A 19,250-nucleotide genomic window follows, 5' to 3' on the forward strand; every position below is an offset into this window, starting at 1 on the left:
GGGCGGCCACGCTGGAGCCATGACCAGCATCGACGTCACAGACCTGACCAAGGAGTACGGGACGACCCGTGCCGTGGACCGGCTGACATTCAGCGTGCGGCCCGGCCGGGTCACCGGTTTCCTCGGCCCCAACGGCGCCGGCAAGTCCACCACCATGCGTCTCGTCCTCGCCCTGGACCGGCCCACCTCCGGCACCGCGACCATCGGCGGACGGGCGTACGCAGCGATCGACGAGCCGCTGCGCCATGTCGGCGCTCTGCTCGACGCACAGGCGGCCCTCGGTTCCCGTACCGCCCGTGACCATCTGCGCATCCTCGCCACCACCAACCGGATCCCGGCCGCCCGCGTGGACGCAGTTCTGGAGCAGGCCGGGATCGCGAGCGTCGCGGGCCGAAGGATCAAGACGTTCTCGCTCGGCATGCGCCAGCGCCTCGGGATCGCCGCGGCCCTGCTCGGTGACCCCGCGGTGCTGATGCTGGACGAGCCCTCCAACGGACTCGACCCCGAGGGCATCATCTGGATTCGCGAGCTGATGCGGCAACTGGCCCGCGAGGGCAGGGCCGTCCTCGTCTCCAGCCATCTGATGAACGAAACCGCCTCCTTCGCCGACCATCTCGTCGTCCTCGGCAGGGGCCGGCTGCTCGCCGACACCGGTATGCAGGACTTCATCGACGCGCGGACCACACCGCGGGTGCGGCTGCGCACCAGCGAGAGCGAGCGGCTGCGCACGGCCCTGAGGGGCAAGGGATTCACGCCCGTCGAGGGTGAGGACGGCCGCTGGACCGTGGCAGGCGCCCGGGTGGAGGACATCGGCCCGCTCGCCGCTCACGAAGGCATCCCGATCCTTGAACTCGCCAATGAGGAGGCCACTTTGGAAGAGGCCTACCTCGCGCTCACCGCGGACGAGACCGAGTTCGCCGCACCCCGTCCGGCCGTGGCCCAGGAGGTATGACCGTGTCCATCACGCCCGTAGTCCACTCCGAGTGGCTCAAGATCCGCTCCGTACGCTCCCTCGGCGCAACGCTCGGGTCCGTCTTCCTCGCCACCGTCGCCTTCTCTCTGCTGATGTGCGCGACGCTCGGCACCGAGGAGACCGGCAAGCCCGACTTCGACCCGCTCCGCTCCTCGTTCTTCGGCCTCAACTTCGGCCAGGTCGCGGCCATCTGCTTCGGAGCGCTCGCCGTCTCGGGGGAGTACAAGAACGGTGCCGTCCGCATCTCGCTGGCGGCCGTCCCGCGCAGAGGCGTCTTCTACGCGGCCAAACTTGCCGTCATCGGCGGTCTGGCGCTCCTGGTGGGACTGGCCACGAGCCTGACCTGCTTCCTGGCCGGCCAGGGGTTCCTCGGTGACCGGGGCGTGGGCCTCGGGGCCCCGGGTGCCCTGCGTGTCGTTGTCGGCTGCGGGATCTATCTGGCGCTGATCACCCTGTTCTCGGCCGGACTCGCGGCAGTGCTGCGCAGCGGGCCCGCGGTCATGGGCATCCTCATCCCGTTCCTGCTCATGTTGTCGTTCGTGCTCGGGGACATCTCGGAGGACGGCGGCATCGTCGAGTTCCTGCCCGACCGGGCGGGCCAGCAGGTGCTGCTGCAGGATTCCACCGGCACGCTCGGGCCGTGGAGCGGGCTCGGCGTCCTCGGGCTCTGGGTCGCAGCGGCCCTGTGGGCCGGCCGGCAGTCGCTCCACCGCCGGGACGCCTGAAGGACATCGGCCCGCGGCATCGAGGCCCGCCGTGACTGAGCGCCTGGGAATGGGAACCGCCGCTCCCTGCTGGGTATCTTCACGGGCGTCGTCGACCCGGCGTGCAGAGGTCTGGGGCCGGAACATCAGGGGGATGCGAAATGTCTGCTTTGGGCGGAATGTTCGGGTTTGTATTCGGGGTGTTCGGGCTGCTGTTTGCGGCCTTCGGGATCGGGATGCTCATCTGGTTGGCACGGAGGGGCTCGGAGTACAAGCGGACTCTGCGGGAGGGGCTGGTTGCGGAGGCTCGCTGTCTGGAGACGTTCATGGTGCACCGTTCCTCGGACGGGCATGGGCACAGCGAGCGGCGCCAGATCCTCGGGTTCCGGACGTCCGACGGACGGGATGTGCGGGCCCAGGTCGCCTCGGAGCAGCTCTATGTGGTGGGGGACATCGTGCCCGTGCGGTATCTGCCGCAGCGCCCCGAGCGGGCGGTGCCGGCCGCGGCGCCGCCCGTGCTTGGGGCCATGTCGTATCTGACCGGCGGGGTGCTCGTGGTCTTCACATGCGTGGGGCTCTTCTTCGCCGCGATGGGCTTCGGTCTGGCCGTGTTCATCGACTCGTCGGTCGATGACGGCGGGATCAGTCCGGAGCAGAGCTGGACTGCCGAACCCTAGGTTCTGCCCCGCGGCGTGTTTGGGCCAGGCCGCTCGCCGGGCACCGAAATGGCTGTGGCCGTGCTCAGCACGCGGGTGTGCGACGTAGCGATCAGGGAAGAGCGGCCGCGACCCGCTGGTTGGCGGGCACCGGGCGGGTCGCGCAGTCCGGGTGCCGAAGTTGCCGTCAGCCTTCCATTCACCGGCGAATCCCGCTCAGTCACACCCGCGACCAAGGGCCACGAAGCGGGGCGGGGTCCGGGACGCTCTGTGGGACGTACACTCCACCCATGGGTTGCACATATGCGGTGACGGAGGGCCTGCGACAGGCACCTCGCGCGCTGTGCACCACCGGCCCCGGGGCCCGCTGCCGCGCTTTGCACGGCCACGGCTGACCGGCTCGACGAACCCTCTCCCCCCTTCCGCCCCGCCCGTGGAGCTCTCTCCGCGCAGCCGGGGCTTCTTTCCGGTTTCCGGAACACCGCTCCACTGCTCTGTCTGCTGAGCACCACCCCCTGACTGCTGAGCACCACCCCCGCGACTCCTCGGCGTGCCGTCGGCATCGCCATCGGCGACGGCCGGACCACCGGCCCCGTCGCACCCTCGAGAGGACCCCTGTGAAGTTGAGCGAGTTGCTGGCCGGGCACGACCATGAGGTTCTCCTGGGTGATCCGGAGACGAGGATCACCGCGGGAACGTGCTTCGACGCCCACCGTGTCTCGCCGGGTTCGCTGTTCATCGCGGTGCCCGGTCACTGCGAGGGCGGCCCCGAGCTGGTCGGCCCCGCTCTGGCACGCGGCGCGGTCGCGGTGCTCGTCGACGACGCGGCGCCCGATCTGCCGGCGGCGGTGTGGGCGTCGGCCGCCGGAGTGTGTGTCGTACGGGTGCCGGACACGCGGAAGGCGGCTGCGGTGGTCACCTCCCGCTACTACGGCGAGCCGGGGCGGGAGATGGACATGGTGGCCGTCACCGGCACCAACGGGAAGACGTCGGTGTCGTACATGGTCGAGTCCGTGCTGCGGATCGCCGAGGGCGCACGGGTGGGGGTCATCGGGACGGCCGGCAGCCGGATCGGCGACGAGCTGATCCCGATGCCGAGATCGGTGCTGACCACACCGGAGTCGCCGGACTTCCAGTACCTGCTGGGGTGCATGCGCGACCGCGGGGTGGGCACCGTGGTCCTGGAGGCCACGTCGATGGGCCTGTTGACCCACCGGGTGGACCGCGCGTTCCTCGACGTGGGGATCTTCACCAACCTCACGCAGGACCACCTGGACGACCACGGCACCATGGAGAACTACCGGGACGCCAAACTCCGCCTGTTCCAGGGGCTGTGCCGGCGCGCGGTGGTCAACGTGGACGACCCCGTGGGAGACGGAATCCGGTCGATGATGCCCGGTGCGGTCACCACGTACGCCCTCGACGCCGAGGCCGACTACCGGGCGACCGACCTCAGCATGGACGCCCTCGGGACGCGCTTCACCCTCCACCACGACGGACGCAAGTACCCTGCGGCGATCCCCGTCCCCGGGCGGTTCTCGGTGGCCAACGCGCTGGCCGCCGTGGCGGCCTGCCATCTCCTGGGGCACGACCTGACAGGACTGGTCACCGCACTCGACCGGATGCCCCCGGTCCCGGGGCGGTTCGAACGCTTCGAGACTCCCCGCGGCACGTCCGTGATCGTGGACTACGCGCACTCTCCCGACTCCTTGGACAAGGTGCTCACCGCCATCCGGGACTTTGCCACCGGCCGGGTCATCACCGTCTTCGGCTGCGGCGGCGACCGGGACGACACCAAGCGCGCGCGGATGGGGGAGATCGCCGGGACCCTCTCCGATCTGTGCGTCCTCACCTCGGACAACCCGCGGAACGAAGACCCCGAGACGATCCTGGACCAGATCACGCCGGGTCTCACGGCGACCGGCACCCGGTTCGAGCGGGTCGCCGACCGCCGCCGGGCGATCGCCTTCGCGCTGTCCGCCGCGGAGCGGGACGACATTGTCCTGGTCGCGGGGAAGGGCAGCGAGCCGTACCAGATCGTCGGCGAACAGCTGCTCCCCTTCAGCGACATGGCGACGGTGCGCGAACTCGCCGCTGCGCAGGGGTAGTACGCGGCGCGCAACGCCGGCCACCGCGCCCGGTGGCTCGCTGCGCCACCGGCCGGACTGTGAGACGTGCAACTTCGTACAACTTTTCAGACGCTCGTGAGTCATGTGTGGCGGGTGCGCCGGAGAGCGCGCGCCCGCCACAGCCCAAGGGGACGGGAAGCCTCCATGACTCACCACCGAATATCCCGCCGCGCGCGGGCCGCTGCGGCGGTCCTGGCCGCGGGGACGCTCGTGCCGCTGGCCGCGGCCACGACGCCCGCGGCCGCCGCCACGCCGACGGTCGCCTGTACCTCCAAGAAGGCCGGCCTCGCCGACAAGCTCAGCCAGGACATCACCGCGGCGCTCAAGGGCCGGAAGTCGACGACCGCCGTGCTCGTCAACGACCGGGTCAGCAAGACCAGCTGCGTACTGCGGCCGGACCAGAAGTTCGACTCGGCCAGTGTCGTGAAGGCGACCGTGCTCGCGGCACTGCTCCAGGACGTGCAGATACAGAAGCGCGGATTCACCCAGCGCGAGTTCACGCTGGCCAACGACATGATCACCAAGTCGGACAACGCAGCCACCAGCGCCTTGTGGAAGCAGCTGGGCCTGACGAAGATCAAGAGGTTTCTCACGGCGGCCGGTATGACGCAGACCGTTCCCGGCGCCGACGGCTACTGGGGGCTCACCCAGATCACCGCCCGTGACGAGCAGAAGCTGCTGGCCACGCTGACCGTGCCGAATACCGTGCTCACCGACGCCTCGCGGTCGTACGAGCTCAAGCTGATGCGCAATGTGATCGCCTCGCAGCGCTGGGGCACGCCCGCCGGAGCCCCGTCCACGGTCACCGTCCAGCTCAAGAACGGCTGGCTGTCGCGGGCCACCCACGGCTGGCGCGTACACAGCATCGGCGCCTTCACCGGCAACGGCCACGACTACACGATCACCGTCCTGACGCAGGACAACGCGACCATGAACGACGGCGTGAACACCATCCAGGCCGTCGCCCGCGCGATCCACCTGGACCTCAACCCGACCGCGAACGCGCGCACGGCCGTCACGCCGCCCGCCGTCCCGCGCGAGGCGTTCCCGGCCGTGCCCGAGAGGGGCCCCGCGTCCTAGTGCCCGGCCGGAAACGGTCCACGATCTGCCCGGGACAGGCCCAGGACACGCCCAGGCAGGCTCGGACAGGCCTGGACAGGACCTAGGACAGGCCTGGACAGGACCTAGGACAGGCCTGGGCCGAAAGACCGTACTTTGTTGCAGCGGGATGAAATCCGCTGCTCGCCGCGTTGGTGCCTTCCGGTAGACCAGAACTGGATCTCACGGGAGGCACCACGTGGCGGCGGAGCAGGGGTGGGCGCGGCGGCTGTCCGGTTACGCCTGGCGGTACCGGCGCAATGTGGTGCTCGCGCTCGGGTCCTCGCTGGCCGGTATGGCCGTCATGGCCCTCGTCCCGCTGATCACCAAGGTCGTCATCGACGATGTCATCGGCGACCGTTCGAAATCCATCGGCGTCTGGACCGGGCTGCTGATAGCCGCCGCGCTCGTCGTCTACGCCCTCACCTATATACGCCGCTACTACGGCGGCCGCCTCGCCCTCGACGTCCAGCACGATCTGCGGACCGAGATGTACGGGACGATCACCCGCCTCGACGGCCGGCGCCAGGACGACCTGTCCACCGGACAGGTCGTCGGCCGTGCCACCAGCGACCTTCAGCTCATCCAGGGCCTGCTCTTCATGCTCCCGATGACCATCGGGAACATCCTGCTCTTCCTCATCTCGCTGGTGATCATGGCGTGGCTGTCGCTGCCGCTCACCCTGATCGCGATCGCCGTCGCCCCCGCCCTCTGGTTCATAGCCAAGCGCAGCCGCACCCGGCTGCACCCCGCCACCTGGTACGCGCAGAGCCAGGCGGCCGCCGTCGCGGGCGTCGTCGACGGTGCCGTCTCCGGTGTACGCGTGGTCAAGGGCTTCGGCCAGGAGGACCAGGAGACCGGCAAACTGCGCGAGGTCGGCCGCAAGCTCTTCGCGGGCCGGCTGCGCACCATCCGGCTGAACTCGAAGTACACCCCGGCTCTCCAGGCGGTCCCCGCGCTCGGTCAGGTCGCGATGCTGGCGCTCGGCGGCTGGCTGGCCACCCGTGGCCAGATCACCCTCGGTACCTTCGTCGCCTTCTCCGCCTATCTCGCACAGCTCGTCGGCCCGGTCCGGATGCTCGCCGTGGTGCTGACCGTCGGACAGCAGGCGCGGGCGGGCGTGGAGCGCGTACTGGAGCTGATCGACACCGAGCCGACGATGCAGGACGGTACGAAGGAGCTTCCGGCGGACGCGCCCGCGACCGTCGAGTTCGACGACGTCACCTTCGGCTACGACAAGGAGCGTCCGGTCCTCGACGGCTTCTCGCTGGAGATCCAGCCGGGCGAGACCGTCGCCGTCGTCGGCTCCTCCGGCAGCGGCAAGTCCACCGTCTCGCTGCTGCTGCCCCGCTTCTACGACGTGACGCACGGCGCGGTCCTCGTCGGCGGCCACGATGTGCGCGAACTGACCCTCGACTCGCTGCGGGCCGCCATCGGACTCGTACCGGAGGACAGCTTCCTCTTCTCCGAGACCGTGCGCACGAACATCGCGTACGGAAAGCCCGGCGCTACCGACGAGGAGATCGAGACCGCGGCGCGCGCCGCACAGGCCGACCGTTTCATCGCCGAGCTCCCGGACGGCTACGACACCAAGGTCGGCGAGCACGGGCTCACCCTCTCCGGCGGCCAGCGCCAGCGCATCGCGCTCGCCCGCGCGATCCTCACCGACCCGCGGCTGCTCCTCCTCGACGACGCCACCTCCGCCGTCGACGCCCGCGTCGAGCACGAGATCCACGAGGCGCTCAAGCAGGTCATGGCGGGCCGTACGACCTTGCTGATCGCCCACCGCCGCTCGACCCTCGGACTCGCGGACCGTATCGCCGTGCTGGACGGCGGCCGGCTCGCCGACATCGGCACGCACGAGGAGCTGACGCGGCGCTCGGCCCTGTACCGGCGGCTGCTGACCGACCCGGACGAGCTCGGCGGCGTATCGCCGGGACACCTGCCGCTGCCGGCCGCGGAACCGGCGGAGGACCACACCGTACGGGACGAGCTCGACGCCGAGTTCGACGTCGAGCGCGGCCTCACGCCCCGGCTCTGGGTACGGGAGGAGAACGCCGAGGAGTCCGCGGCCCCCGGCGCCACGCCCGAACTCCTCGCCCAGGTCGAGGCGCTGCCGCCGGCCACCGACACCCCCGACATCGACGAGGCACACGCCGTCCGCCCCGAGCAGGCGTACGGGCTGCGCCGGCTGCTGAGCGGCTTCGGCCTGCCGCTGCTGGTCAGCCTGGCGCTGGTCGCGGTCGACGCGGGCATGAGCCTGGCGCTTCCCATACTGATCCGGCACGGCATCGACAAGGGTGTCGAACAGGTGGCGCTCGGTGCGGTGTGGGCGGCCTCCGCGCTCGCGCTGGTGACGGTCGTCGTGCAGTGGGCCGCACAGATCGGCGAGACCCGGATGACGGGCCGCACCGGCGAGCGCGTTCTCTACTCCCTGCGCCTGAAGATCTTCGCGCAGCTCCAGCGGCTCGGACTCGACTACTACGAGCGCGAGTTGACCGGCCGGATCATGACCCGGATGACGACGGACGTGGACGCCCTGTCCACGTTTCTGCAGACCGGCCTGGTCACCGCGTTCGTCTCGGTCGTCACCTTCTTCGGCATCATGGCCGCGCTTCTCTTCATCGACCTGCAGCTGGCGCTGGTGGTCTTCGCGACCCTGCCGTTCCTGATCGTCGGCACGTTCTTCTTCCGCCGCAAGAGCGTGCAGGCGTACGAGCTGGCCCGCGAGCGCATCAGTGTCGTCAACGGCGACCTGCAGGAGTCCGTGTCCGGGCTGCGGATCGTCCAGGCGTTCCGGCGCGAGCGCGACGGCGGGGCCCGGTTCGCCGCCCGCAGCGACAGTTACCGCCAGGCCCGGGTGCGCGGCCAGTGGTTGATCTCCGTCTACTTCCCCTTTGTGCAGCTGCTGTCGTCGGTGGCCGCGGCCGCCGTGCTGATCGTGGGCGCGGGCCGGGTCGATGCGGGCACCCTCACCACCGGCGCGCTGGTGGCGTACCTCCTCTACATCGATCTGTTCTTCGCGCCGGTGCAGCAGCTGTCCCAGGTCTTCGACGGCTACCAGCAGGCCACGGTCTCGCTCGGCCGCATCCAGGAACTGCTCCAGGAGCCGACCTCGACCGCTGCGGCGAAGGCCCCCGTCGAGGTGCTGTCGCTGCGTGGCGAGATCGCCTTCGAGAACGTCGACTTCGCGTACGGGTCCGCCGACGAACCCGAAGCTGCCCTGAACTCCATCGACCTGCGTATCCCGGCCGGTCAGACCGTCGCCTTCGTCGGCGAGACCGGCGCGGGCAAGTCGACGCTGGTCAAGCTGGTCGCGCGGTTCTACGACCCGACGAGCGGCAGGGTCACGGCGGACGGCAGGGACCTGCGCGACCTGGACCTCACCGCGTACCGGCACCGGCTCGGCGTCGTCCCGCAGGAGGCGTACCTCTTCGCGGGCACGGTCCGGGACGCCATCGCGTACGGCCGCCCCGGCGCGAGCGATGCCGAGGTGGAGGCCGCGGCCCGGGCCGTCGGCGCCCACGACATGATCGCCACCCTCGACGGCGGCTACCTGCACGAGGTCTCCGAGCGTGGCCGCAACCTCTCGGCGGGCCAGCGCCAGCTGATCGCCCTGGCCCGCGCCGAGCTCGTCGACCCGGACATCCTGCTGCTCGACGAGGCGACCGCGGCCCTGGATCTGGCCACCGAAGCCCAGGTCAACCAGGCCACGGACCGTCTCACCGGACGCCGCACCACCCTGGTCGTCGCCCACCGGCTGACCACCGCCGCCCGCGCGGACCGGGTGATAGTGATGGACGGCGGCCGGGCGGTCGAGGACGGCACCCATGACGAACTCCTGGCGCTGGGCGGCACCTACGCCACGCTGTGGCGGACCTTCATAGGGGAGGACGAGCCCGCGGCGGTGTAACGGACTCCCGGGCATCGCAACCATTCCGAGCCCATGTGCGTCGTACGCATGTACGGGACCGTGGCGAGGGGGAACGAAGTGGTGACTGGGGCGGGGAACAGAAGGCTCGGGCGGCTGCTCGCGCAGTGCCTCGCTGTGCTCATGACGGCTGCGGCTCTCACCCTGGCCGGCCCAGGCGCGCAGCGCGCCGACGCCGCCGTCTCCGCGTGTGCCGGACGGCCGCAGAAGACCGTCAAGTTCGCCACCGGCGAGCTGCGCATCTACAAGAACCGGCACTACGCCTGCGCCATCACCATCAGCACCAGGCCCGGCGCGAGGCGGGCCATGTCGGTCTCCCTCCAGGCGCGCGGCGGCCGCGCCGCCGTGGACAAGGGCGTCTTCAAGCGCCAGGCGGGGCCCGTCACCGTCCACGCACTCAACCGCTGTGTACGGGCCACCGGGGCCGTCGCCGGCAGCTCCGGCTCGACCGGCTGGATCCTCTGCTGACGGCCCTCGAGTCAAGCGCCCAGGTCTCCCGCGACAAGGGCTGACGGACCTTCGCGCCAAGCGCTGACGGACCCTCACATCAGCCGCTGACGGACCCTCACATCAAGCGCTGACCGACCGCGCACCCAACTGGGGCTGGCGGGCCGGGCATTGCCCCCGCTAGGTTCACCGCGACCACAGGTGAATCAAGGGGAGGGTGAATGCGCAAGGCGCTCAGATGGCTGCTGTCGCTCGTGGTGCTCATAGGCACCATGAGCGCGGCCGGTGCGACGGCCGGGGCGGCTACCGCCGCAGAGCCGGCGGCCGGCACGGACATCAAGGACCGGATCCTGGCGATACCGGGCATGAGTCTCATCGAGGAGAAGCCGTACCCGGGTTACCGGTACTTCGTCCTCAACTACACACAGCCGGTCGACCACCGGCACCCGGACAAGGGCACCTTCAAGCAGCGGATCACCCTGCTGCACAAGGACACCAACCGTCCCACCGTCCTCTTCACCTCCGGCTACAACGTGAGCACCACGCCGCGCCGCAGTGAGCCGACGGCGATCATCGACGGCAACCAGGTCTCCCTGGAGTACCGGTTCTTCACCCCGTCCAGGCCCGACCCGGCCAACTGGTCCAAGCTGGACATCTGGCAGGCCGCCAGCGACCAGCACCGCGTCTTCAAGGCGCTGAAGAAGATCTACGCCAAGAACTGGCTCACCACCGGCGGCTCCAAGGGCGGTATGACCGCCACCTACTTCGAGCGCTTCTACCCTGCCGACATGGACGGCGTCGTCGCCTATGTCGCGCCCAACGACGTGCGAAACAAGGAGGACTCGGCCTACGACCGGTTCTTCGAGCAGGTCGGCACCAAGGAGTGCCGCGACAAGCTGAACGCGGTGCAGCGCGAGGCGCTCGTGCGCCGTGCGCCGCTGGAGGCCAAGTACCAGCAGGCCGCGGCCACCGAGGGCTACACGTTCAAGACCATCGGCAGCCTCGACAGGGCGTACGAGGCCGTCGTCCTCGACTACGTCTGGGGCTTCTGGCAGTACAGCCTGCTCGCCGACTGCGAGTCGATCCCGGTCGCTGCCACCGCCACCGACCAGGAGATCTACGACTCCGTCGACGCGATCTCCGGCTTCTCCTTCTACACGGACCAGGGCCTGGCGACGTACACGCCGTACTACTACCAGGCAGGCACCGAGCTGGGCTCGCCCGACATCAAGCAGCCGCACCTCAAGGGGCTGAGCCGGTACGGGTACCAGCCGCCGCGGAACTTTGTGCCGCGTGACATCCCGATGCGCTTCAAGCCGTGGGTGATGAACGACGTCGACTCATGGGTCCGGCACAACGCCCGCCACATGATGTTCATCTACGGCGAGAACGACCCGTGGGGCGGCGAGCGCTTCCGGCTCGGCAAGGGCGCCCGCGACAGCTATGTGTACACCGCGCCCGGCGCCAACCACGGCGCCAACGTCGCAGGCCTCGTGCCGGACCAGAAGGCGGCCGCCACCGCATCGATCCTGAAGTGGGCGGGCGTCGCTCCGGCCGCGGTCCAGGAGGACGCGGCGAAGGCGAAGCCGCTGACGAAGTACGACGCGAAGCTCGACAAGCGGGACATCCAGCGGGAGCCGGCGCTGAGGCCGTAACCGCGTTTGCGACAGCGTGGGCTGTGCCCGCCGCGCGTGATCCTCACACGCGGCGGGCACAGCCCACCGGCCTTTCTCCGCCCAGCTGCACATAGAGCGCGGTGGACGGCGGGCACTGCGACCTGTCGGCCACCGCGGACGCCACCTTGAACTCCGGTGCCCGCGGCCCGGATCCGTCGCAGGCGGTCTCCTTCACCTGGCCCTTGCTCGCGTTGTGGACGCAGTCGCCGACGACGGTGTGCGGACCGCCGCCCCCGCCCGGGTCACCGGGATGCGGCGGTTCCAGATTGCGCATACAGGCGTAGCCCCGTCCCACCTCCCCGTCGCCGTCCTCGTCGGTCGCCGGGCGGCTCTCGGAGATGTGCAGCACGAAGTCGGTGGCGACCGGGCACGTGGGGCCGGCCGAAGGCCTCCCGCCGTACCGGGCGATCACCCGGGCCACCGCCTTCTCGCTGGTGCACGGCACTTCACGGAAGTCGCGGCCGCGCGAGCCGCAGTCGCCGGGGCCCAGAAAGACCAGGCCGTATCCGTACGGTGTGGCGGTGGGGCTGCCGATACCGGTGCCGGCGACCGGACCCGTGCCTTCCGTCGCCTGCCGGCAGGCGGCAGTGAGCGCCACCGCCAGTACAAGTACCACTACCGGTGCCAGGGTGCTCACCGCCCCTGCGGACCGCCGCTTCATACGCATCTGTACCCCCACCCCCACCGGCCCTCCGTGCTCCGGGCCGGTCCCCGCCCAGCGTGACCCGCCGAGGCGGGCGCACGCCAGACGCACGGGGTGCTTCGGGACAAATGGGGGGAGTGCGAGGGTGGTGCGCGGCCGGTCCGCGTACGTCAGCTGTACGTCGGCCGAATGTCAGTCGTACGACAGTCCGTGGCCGATGGGGTAGAGCACGCGGGACGGATCGTCCGCCCGCTGTACGGGTACGGGGAGCCGCCCCTCGGGATCGGCGCGGCCCGCGATCACCCGTGCCGCGGCCCGTAGTTCGACATCGGTCCAGGAGTACGCGGCGAGCGCCGCCCGGGCGCCGGCGAGCTGGGCAATGTCGTACGGATTGCGGATGGCGAGCACGACGACCGGGACGCCGGTCGCAACGAGCCTGGACACCAGGGTGCGCTGGCTGCTGGTCGCCGAGACGTTGTACGTACCGACGATCACGGCGTCCTTGCCGCCGGCCGCCGCCACTGCCTCGTCGATCTTCGCGGTGGTCGGGGTGATACCGGTGGACAGTGCGGTGGCGGTGTAGCCCAGTTCGGTGAAGGCCGTCGCCAGGACGGTGGTCGGTGGTCCGGTCGTGCCGGTGGGCGAGGCGGGGTCGGCGCCGACGACCAGGAGGTTGCCGTGCTCGCGTCGGCTCAGTGGCAGCAGCCGGTCCTCGTTGACGAGGAGCGTGGTCGTCCGTTCGGCGATCCGGTCGGCGGCGGCGAGGTGCGCGCGGGTGCCGACGGTACGGTCCACGCCCCGGTGGGAGACGAACGGATGGCGGAACAGCCCCAGTCTCTCCTTGAGCAGGAGGATGCGGAGGATTGACTCCTCGACGCGGGCCACGCTGATCTCGCCGCTCTTGACGGCGCTGAGGACACCGTTCCGGGCGACGGCCAGATCAGGCGGGTTGAGCAGCTGGTCCACGCCGGCCGCGAGCGCGAGCACCGGCACCCGGTGGTCGCCGTACTTGTCCCGTACGCCCTGCATATTGAGCGCGTCGGTGACGACCACGCCGTCGTAGCCGAGCTCTTCGCGCAGGATGCCGGTGAGGATGGGGCGGGAGAGCGTGGCCGGGTCGTTGCTCGGGTCCAGCGCCGGGAACTGGATGTGCGCCGTCATGATCGAGTCGATGCCGGCGGCGATCGCCGCCCGGAACGGCGGAGCGTCGGTCTCCTCCCACTGCGCGCGGGTGTGCGTGATGACAGGGATGCCCGTATGACTGTCGACGGTGGTGTCGCCGTGTCCCGGGAAGTGCTTGGAGGTCGCCGCGATGCCCGCGCTCTGGTAGCCGCGGACCTGGGCGGCGACCAGACCGGCGACGGCGCGGGGGTCGGCGCCGAAGGACCGTACGCCGATGACCGGATTGGCGGGGTTGATATTGACGTCGGCGACCGGAGCGTAGTTCTGGACGATGCCCACCGCGGCCAGCTCGGCCCCGGCGATCTGTGCGGCGGTACGGGCGCCGGACCGTGGTCCGCCCGCGCCCAGCGCCATCGCACCCGGCATCAGGGTGGCGGGCCTGCCGACACGGGCCACAATGCCGTGTTCCTGGTCGGTGGAGATCAGCAGTGGTACGGGCGTGGGCTGCGCGAGCCCGGCCCGCTGGATGCCGTTGGACAGGTCGGCGATCTGGTGCGGGTCGCGTGTGTTGTGCGCCCAGGCGAAGTAGATGATGCCGCCGACGTGGTACTTGGCGACCAGCTCGGCGGCGGTGCGGACGCCCATCTCCTTGATGTTCAGCTCGATGTCGGCCTGATCGGGGGCGGTGGCGGAGTGCCCGTACACCCGCATCACGAAGAGCTGGCCGACCTTCTCCTCGAGGCTCATCCGGGCGATGAGCCGCTTGAGGTGGTGGGAGGGACGGGCGACGGCGGGGGAGGCGGTGACGACGGCACTCGCCGCGAGGGCGGTCGTGGCGCTCGCGGCCGTCGCGGTGAGGAGGGTGCGTCTGGAGAGGCTCCGGTCGTGCATGGGTGCTCCTTCCGGCCTTGCTCGACAAGGGAGTTGAAGGAAACTTCCAAGGATTCACGGACAGCCGGAAAGTTACTGCCAGGTCAAGGGTGTGGCAACAGAAAGGACGCGCGGCGCGCGAAAGGTCACCAGGACGGGGGTCCGCCACCGGCGCTGTCGGAGGGGGGCGCACCGGTGGCGGTGTGCTGCCGGCCGCAGGCGGCTGGAGAGGGGTGGTCGGCGATCGCAGCCAGCAGCGAGGGCCGACACCGCTCTGCGGAGACTCACCAGCAGTACGGCCCGTTAGACGGAGGGGCGTGGGTGCGGGTTCCGGTAAATCGGCGATTCCGCGGAAATGGTGCGGGAGGTACCGGGGGGGCGTTTCGCGCGGTGCGCGGGGCGGTGGGGGTGCGGTGTCCCTTGCGGGGTGCGGGTTGGGGTGACCCGGGGTGCGGGTCCCTTGCGGGGTGCGGGTGTGGGTGCTTGGGGGTGCCCGGTCTCCGCGGTCCGGGCCCTTTGCCCGGTGCGGGTCCCTTCCGGGGTGCGCGTTGGGGTGCCCCGGGGTGCGGGTCCCTTGCGGGGTGCGGGTGTGGGTGCTTGGGGGTGCCCGGTCTCCGCGGGTCCGGGCCGTTTGCGGGGTGCGGGTGTGGGGCCTTGGGGGTGCCCGGTCTCCGCGCCGGGCCCCTTGCGGGGTGCTGATCCCGGGCGCTTGGGCGTGCCCGGTCCTGCGCGGTGGCCGTCTGGGGTCCGCTCCGGGGCTCGTGTCCTGGGCTGCTTTCCTCACCGCGCTTCGCGCGAGTTGCGACGCTTTACGTCCAGAACACGACCCCTGCGCGTCCCCCTGCCAGGGACGGGGGCGGAACCCCTCGGGCGCCCGTCGGCGTTGGGTGCCCCCGGCCTCTCGGGCGCCCGCACTTGTCGGCGGTGGGGCTTAGTCCCCTCGTTCGTGCCGCGAAGCCGCCGGTCTGATCTGTGGCCTGCGGCGCGAAGCTGCCGCTCCGGAGGGGCCTCAGCCCTCAATGTGCTCGCTGGTTGCCGGGGACAAAGCCCCGCGCTCGTGGTCTGCGGCGCGAAGCTGCCGCTCCGGGGCCTCGGTCCGCAACGTTCTCCCACTCGGGTGCCTTTGCCTAACGGCCGCGACGCGAAGCTGTCGCAAGCGGGTGTGGGGCGTTGGCTCCCAAGGCCCTCCTGTCCGGGTGGGACTGTTTTCCTGCGGTCACATGAAGTTGTCGCTCTGTGTTGGGGCTTTGGCCCCCGGGGTGCCAGCCCCCGACCTCTCCCCCCTGGGGGCAGGGCCCCGAGTCTGTGGTCTGCGGCGCGAAGCTGCCGCTCCGGGGGTCTGGGGCCTGCCCCAGTTTCGGGAAGGGGCGGGTAGGGGAACCAACAGGCCCCCCCCGTCACGCGCTCGCCCGCGCCGTGTCCATCCAGTGGCGTTGGAGCGCCTCCACCGTCGCCGTGATCGCCGGGCGACGCGCCGCGCCCGTGCGCCACAGGGCGTACAGGCGACGCATCGGCACCGGATCCAGGCTGACCGCCCGCACCCCCGTCGGCAGCGCCCCGCGGCCGAGGCGCGGGATCATCGCGATGCCCAGGCCCTCAGCGACCAGCGCGATCTGGGTGTGGTACTCCTCGGCCCGGTGGGCCAGATCCGGCTCGCAGCCCGCCGCCCGCAGCGTACGGACCAGCCAGTCGTGGCAGACCGTACCCGGCGGCTGGCAGATCCAGCGCTCGCCCGCCAGCTCCTCGCGGCGCACGGACGTGCGCCCGGCCAGCGCATTCTCCCCCGGCACCAGCAGATCGCACAGGTCATCGCCGATCACCGCCTGCTCCACCCCTTCCGGCGCGGGCAGCGGCGCGATGTCCCAGTCGTGCGCGACAGCGACGTCGATCATGCCCCGGGCCACCAGATCGATGGACAGATGCGGGTCGACCTCGGTCATCCGGGCGTCGAGCCCGGGGTGCTCGCGGCCCAGCTCGGCGAGCACTCCCGGCAGCAGGCCGCGTGCGGCGGAGGCGAAGGCGCCGATGGTGAGCCGCCCCGTCGGCCGCCCCCTGCGCTCCTCCAGCGTGGTCTCCGCGCGCTCGACGATCGCGAGCAACTCCTGTGCGGTGGCGGCCAGATGACGCGCCTCGTCGGTGAGCGCCACGCCCCGCCCCTGCCGTTCCAGCAGCGTCGTACGGGTCTCCCGCTCCAGCTTGGTGATCTGCTGCGACACGGCGGACGGGGTGTACCCGAGGGCGATCGCCGCGGCGGCCACGGAACCATGGACGGAGACGGCGTGCAACGCGCGCAGTCGTCCCAGATCGAGCATGACCGCCCTTCCTTTCGCCAAAGCCTCAGCAGGCATTCGTAAGCAACGCTCAATTCCACCATGAAGAAACCCGCGCTGGTGCTACATGGTCGAGTCCGGTGATCCTCGATCCATGCGTCCCGTACATGTGGCACTCGCCGTCCTCGTCACCGCCGTCTGGGGAGTGAACTTCGTCGTCATCGAGCTCGGACTCGGCCACTTCCCGCCCCTGCTCTTCTCCGCCCTGCGCTTCCTGGTGGCCGCGCTGCCCGCCGTTTTCTTCGTGGGCCGCCCGAAGGTCGCCTGGAAATGGGTGATCGGCGTCGGACTGGCCCTGGGCGTCGCCAAGTTCGGGCTGCTCTTCATCGGAATGGACCGGGGTATGCCGGCCGGTCTGTCCTCGCTCGTGGTGCAGGTCCAGGCCGTCTTCACGGCGGTCTTCGCCGCCGTCGTCCTCGGCGAACGCCCGGGCAGGGTGAGGGTGCTGGGCATGAGCGTCGCCCTGGCCGGTATCGCCGTCGCGGCCGTCGACGAAGGCGCCTCGGGCCCCGTCCTCGCCTTCCTGCTCGTCATCGCGGCCGCCGCCTGCTGGGGTGTGTCCAATGTGCTGACCCGCAAGGCGTCCCCGCCGGACGCGCTGAACTTCATGATCTGGGTGTCCACCGTGCCCGTACTGCCGCTCCTCGCGCTCTCTCTGCTCTTCGAAGGCCCGGCGGACGATCTGGACGCGCTGCGTTCCCTGGACTGGAGCGGGGCAGGGACCATCGTCTACGTCGCCTGGGGCGCCACGGTCTTCGGCTTCGGCGCCTGGGGCTTCCTGCTGCGCCGCTACCCCGCCTCGTCCGTCGCGCCCTTCTCGCTGCTGGTGCCGGTCTTCGGCATGTCCTCCGCGGCGCTGCTGCTGGACGAGTCGGTGAGCCCGCTGCGCTGGGGCGCGGCGGTCCTGCTGGTCGGCGGGGTGGCGCTCACCTCGCTGTCGAGAGCAGGTGCTCCAGGTGCTCCCGTCCCGGCACCAGCAGCCTCGGCAGGTCAGCTGCCTCCGGATGCCAGCGCTTCTCGTACTCCCAGCACAGCCACGTCTCCTCGGTGAGCGTCGCCAGGCACTCGGCGAGCGGCAGTACGCCCGCTCCCAACGGCAGGGGCGCGAGGTCGTCGGCCGATGCGACGTCCTTGACCTGGACATAGCCGAGGAAGGGAGCGAGCGCGGCATGCGCCGCCTCCGGAGTCTCGCCGTCGAGCCAGGGGTGCACCACGTCCCAGATCGCGCCCGCGCTCTTGTGGCCGACCGGGCCGAGGATGCGCGAAACATCGGCGCCGGTGCGGTGCGAGTCGTGCGTCTCGAGCAGGATCCGCACGCCGAGCCCGGCCGCGGTCTCGGCGGCGGCCCCGAGCCGGCGGGCCGCGGTGGCCTCGGCGACGGCCGGGTCCTGGTCGCCGCCGCCGGGAAACACGCGTACATACGGCGCACCCAAGTCGTGGGCCAGCCGCATCAGTTCGTCGAGCTCCTCGTACACCGGAGCGTCGTCACCGGCGGCCGCGACGCCGGTGTATCCGCACACGGTGAGAATCTCCACGCCGGCGCGCTCGAACTCCGCCACCACGGAGGCTCGTTCCCGCGCGCCGATCCCCGGATGCACCGGCTCCTCGGGGTGGGCGCGCAGCTCGACTCCCTGGTAGCCGGTGTCCACAGCGAGCGCGACCACATCGGCGACCGGCATGCCCGGCACACCGAGGGTGGAGAAGGCGAACTTCACTTGACCGTTCCTTCCAGCAGGGGCAGCCGCCAGTCCTGGCCGACCAGATCGGCTCCGTACGAGCGGTGCGGCTTCTCGGCGACGAGGGTGAACCCGGCCCGCTGATAGATCCGGCGGGCCCCGGCCAGTACCTCATTGGTCCACAGCACCAGTTCTCGATACCCCACCTCGCGCGCGAAATCCACGACGGTGCGCACCAGCAGGTCGCCGAGCCCGTGCCCGCGCGCGTCCGGTTCGACGAGCAGCAGCCGCAGGCGTGCGGTCGCCGGGGCGTCGTCCCGTACGCACATGACCGAGCCCACCGGACGCCCATCCAGCTCGGCGATCCACACCCGCTCCAGATGAGGGTCGTGGTCCTGCGCGAAGTCCGCGACGATCCGGGCGACGAGGCCCTCGAAGTCGGCGTTCCAGCCGTACTCGGCGGCGTACAGCGCACCGTGCCGCTGCACGATCCAGCCGAGGTCGCCGGGACCCGGATCGCGCAGCACCGGGCCCTCGCGGTGCGCGGGCCGGCCGCGGCCGAGGATCTCGCGTACGGTCCGCATCGCCGCGGCCAGCCGCGGCCGCTCCTGCGACGGCACCTTGGCGAGCATCGCCCCCACGGCCTCCCGCGAGCGCTCGTCGAGGAGGGCCGCAGCCTCGCGCCCGCGGGCGGTGAGGGTTATCCGCTGCCGCCGCGAATCGAGATCGGAGGGCGCCCGCCCGACCAGCCCGTCCCGCTCGAACTTGGCGAGCAGCCTGCTCAAGTACCCGGCGTCGAGCGAGAGCTCGGCGCGCAGGTCGGCGGCGTCGGTACGGGGGCTGTGGGCGAGTTCGTACAGCACGCGCGATTCGGTCAGCGTGTACGGGGTGTAGAGGTGCTTGCTGTAGTCGAGCGCGCCGATGAGGTTGGTGTAGAAGCGGTTGAAGGCGCGGATTTCATGGATCGGCATGAGCTGCTCCGAGCTTGTCCCTTG

Annotated in this window: 13 protein-coding genes and 1 pseudogene; 9 read left to right on the forward strand and 5 right to left on the reverse strand. The window is 70.8% G+C overall.

What is annotated here, in order from left to right:
• Nucleotides 1-19 precede the first annotated feature (19 nt).
• The 8 genes from ACFYXH_RS28090 to ACFYXH_RS28125 all read left to right on the forward strand — a co-directional run bounded on the left by ACFYXH_RS28090 (nucleotide 20) and on the right by ACFYXH_RS28125 (nucleotide 11,593).
• On the forward strand, nucleotides 20-952 hold the full coding sequence (locus ACFYXH_RS28090; protein WP_389568415.1) for an ABC transporter ATP-binding protein: 933 nt from the start codon (nucleotides 20-22) through the stop codon (nucleotides 950-952).
• Entirely contained in the window at nucleotides 949-1,698 is a 750-nt protein-coding gene (locus ACFYXH_RS28095) for an ABC transporter permease (protein WP_389568417.1), read from the forward strand. The genes ACFYXH_RS28090 and ACFYXH_RS28095 overlap by 4 nt, the downstream gene beginning before the upstream one ends.
• Nucleotides 1,699-1,838: 140 nt before the next feature.
• Nucleotides 1,839-2,354, forward strand: coding sequence for a DUF3592 domain-containing protein (locus tag ACFYXH_RS28100; RefSeq protein WP_389568420.1), 516 nt, complete (start codon nucleotides 1,839-1,841; stop codon nucleotides 2,352-2,354).
• A 596-nt stretch (nucleotides 2,355-2,950) separates the two neighbouring features.
• Nucleotides 2,951-4,441 (forward strand): UDP-N-acetylmuramoyl-L-alanyl-D-glutamate--2,6-diaminopimelate ligase, encoded by a 1,491-nt coding sequence (locus ACFYXH_RS28105; RefSeq protein WP_389568422.1) that lies wholly within the window; start codon nucleotides 2,951-2,953, stop codon nucleotides 4,439-4,441.
• Between the two features lie 165 nt (nucleotides 4,442-4,606).
• Entirely contained in the window at nucleotides 4,607-5,542 is a 936-nt protein-coding gene (locus ACFYXH_RS28110) for a serine hydrolase (protein ID WP_362686869.1), read from the forward strand.
• 217 nt (nucleotides 5,543-5,759) lie between these two features.
• Nucleotides 5,760-9,473 (forward strand): ABC transporter ATP-binding protein, encoded by a 3,714-nt coding sequence (locus ACFYXH_RS28115; protein WP_389568425.1) that lies wholly within the window; start codon nucleotides 5,760-5,762, stop codon nucleotides 9,471-9,473.
• A gap of 141 nt (nucleotides 9,474-9,614) precedes the next feature.
• Entirely contained in the window at nucleotides 9,615-9,959 is a 345-nt protein-coding gene (locus ACFYXH_RS28120) for a hypothetical protein (protein WP_389568427.1), read from the forward strand.
• A gap of 200 nt (nucleotides 9,960-10,159) precedes the next feature.
• Nucleotides 10,160-11,593, forward strand: coding sequence for a S28 family serine protease (locus tag ACFYXH_RS28125; RefSeq protein ID WP_389568430.1), 1,434 nt, complete (start codon nucleotides 10,160-10,162; stop codon nucleotides 11,591-11,593).
• A 43-nt stretch (nucleotides 11,594-11,636) separates the two neighbouring features.
• Here ACFYXH_RS28125 and ACFYXH_RS28130 read toward each other — a convergent pair whose 3' ends face one another.
• The 3 genes from ACFYXH_RS28130 to ACFYXH_RS28140 all read right to left on the reverse strand — a co-directional run bounded on the left by ACFYXH_RS28130 (nucleotide 11,637) and on the right by ACFYXH_RS28140 (nucleotide 16,561).
• Nucleotides 11,637-12,275, reverse strand: coding sequence for a hypothetical protein (locus ACFYXH_RS28130; protein ID WP_389568548.1), 639 nt, complete (start codon nucleotides 12,273-12,275; stop codon nucleotides 11,637-11,639).
• 174 nt (nucleotides 12,276-12,449) lie between these two features.
• A complete protein-coding gene (locus tag ACFYXH_RS28135) occupies nucleotides 12,450-14,270 on the reverse strand; it encodes a glycoside hydrolase family 3 protein (RefSeq protein WP_389568432.1) in 1,821 nt (606 codons plus the stop codon).
• A 1,376-nt stretch (nucleotides 14,271-15,646) separates the two neighbouring features.
• Nucleotides 15,647-16,561, reverse strand: coding sequence for a LysR family transcriptional regulator (locus ACFYXH_RS28140; protein WP_389568435.1), 915 nt, complete (start codon nucleotides 16,559-16,561; stop codon nucleotides 15,647-15,649).
• 112 nt (nucleotides 16,562-16,673) lie between these two features.
• Between ACFYXH_RS28140 and ACFYXH_RS28145 the strand changes: the two genes are divergently transcribed.
• Complete coding sequence (locus ACFYXH_RS28145; RefSeq protein ID WP_389568438.1) at nucleotides 16,674-17,630, forward strand: EamA family transporter; 957 nt, start codon at nucleotides 16,674-16,676, stop codon at nucleotides 17,628-17,630.
• Here ACFYXH_RS28145 and ACFYXH_RS28150 read toward each other — a convergent pair.
• Both ACFYXH_RS28150 and ACFYXH_RS28155 read right to left on the reverse strand, forming a co-directional pair.
• A pseudogene (locus ACFYXH_RS28150) lies at nucleotides 17,524-18,294 on the reverse strand (sugar phosphate isomerase/epimerase family protein); the annotation flags it as partial. The gene ACFYXH_RS28145 and the pseudogene ACFYXH_RS28150 overlap by 107 nt on opposite strands.
• Nucleotides 18,291-19,226, reverse strand: coding sequence for a GNAT family N-acetyltransferase (locus tag ACFYXH_RS28155; protein WP_389568441.1), 936 nt, complete (start codon nucleotides 19,224-19,226; stop codon nucleotides 18,291-18,293). The pseudogene ACFYXH_RS28150 and the gene ACFYXH_RS28155, both read right to left, overlap by 4 nt.
• Nucleotides 19,227-19,250: the final 24 nt, after the last annotated feature.

The organism is Streptomyces sp. NPDC002730, from assembly GCF_042888805.1.
Lineage (GTDB): Bacteria > Actinomycetota > Actinomycetes > Streptomycetales > Streptomycetaceae > Streptomyces.

Coding starts and splice junctions, on each gene's coding strand:
- ACFYXH_RS28090 (WP_389568415.1), top strand. CDS start 20: ATGACCAGCATCGACGTCACAGACCTGACCAAGGAGTACGGGACGACC.
- ACFYXH_RS28095 (WP_389568417.1), top strand. CDS start 949: ATGACCGTGTCCATCACGCCCGTAGTCCACTCCGAGTGGCTCAAGATC.
- ACFYXH_RS28100 (WP_389568420.1), top strand. CDS start 1,839: ATGTCTGCTTTGGGCGGAATGTTCGGGTTTGTATTCGGGGTGTTCGGG.
- ACFYXH_RS28110 (WP_362686869.1), top strand. CDS start 4,607: ATGACTCACCACCGAATATCCCGCCGCGCGCGGGCCGCTGCGGCGGTC.
- ACFYXH_RS28120 (WP_389568427.1), top strand. CDS start 9,615: ATGACGGCTGCGGCTCTCACCCTGGCCGGCCCAGGCGCGCAGCGCGCC.
- ACFYXH_RS28125 (WP_389568430.1), top strand. CDS start 10,160: ATGCGCAAGGCGCTCAGATGGCTGCTGTCGCTCGTGGTGCTCATAGGC.
- ACFYXH_RS28130 (WP_389568548.1), bottom strand. CDS start 12,275: ATGAAGCGGCGGTCCGCAGGGGCGGTGAGCACCCTGGCACCGGTAGTG.
- ACFYXH_RS28135 (WP_389568432.1), bottom strand. CDS start 14,270: ATGCACGACCGGAGCCTCTCCAGACGCACCCTCCTCACCGCGACGGCC.
- ACFYXH_RS28140 (WP_389568435.1), bottom strand. CDS start 16,561: ATGCTCGATCTGGGACGACTGCGCGCGTTGCACGCCGTCTCCGTCCAT.
- ACFYXH_RS28145 (WP_389568438.1), top strand. CDS start 16,674: ATGCGTCCCGTACATGTGGCACTCGCCGTCCTCGTCACCGCCGTCTGG.
- ACFYXH_RS28155 (WP_389568441.1), bottom strand. CDS start 19,226: ATGCCGATCCATGAAATCCGCGCCTTCAACCGCTTCTACACCAACCTC.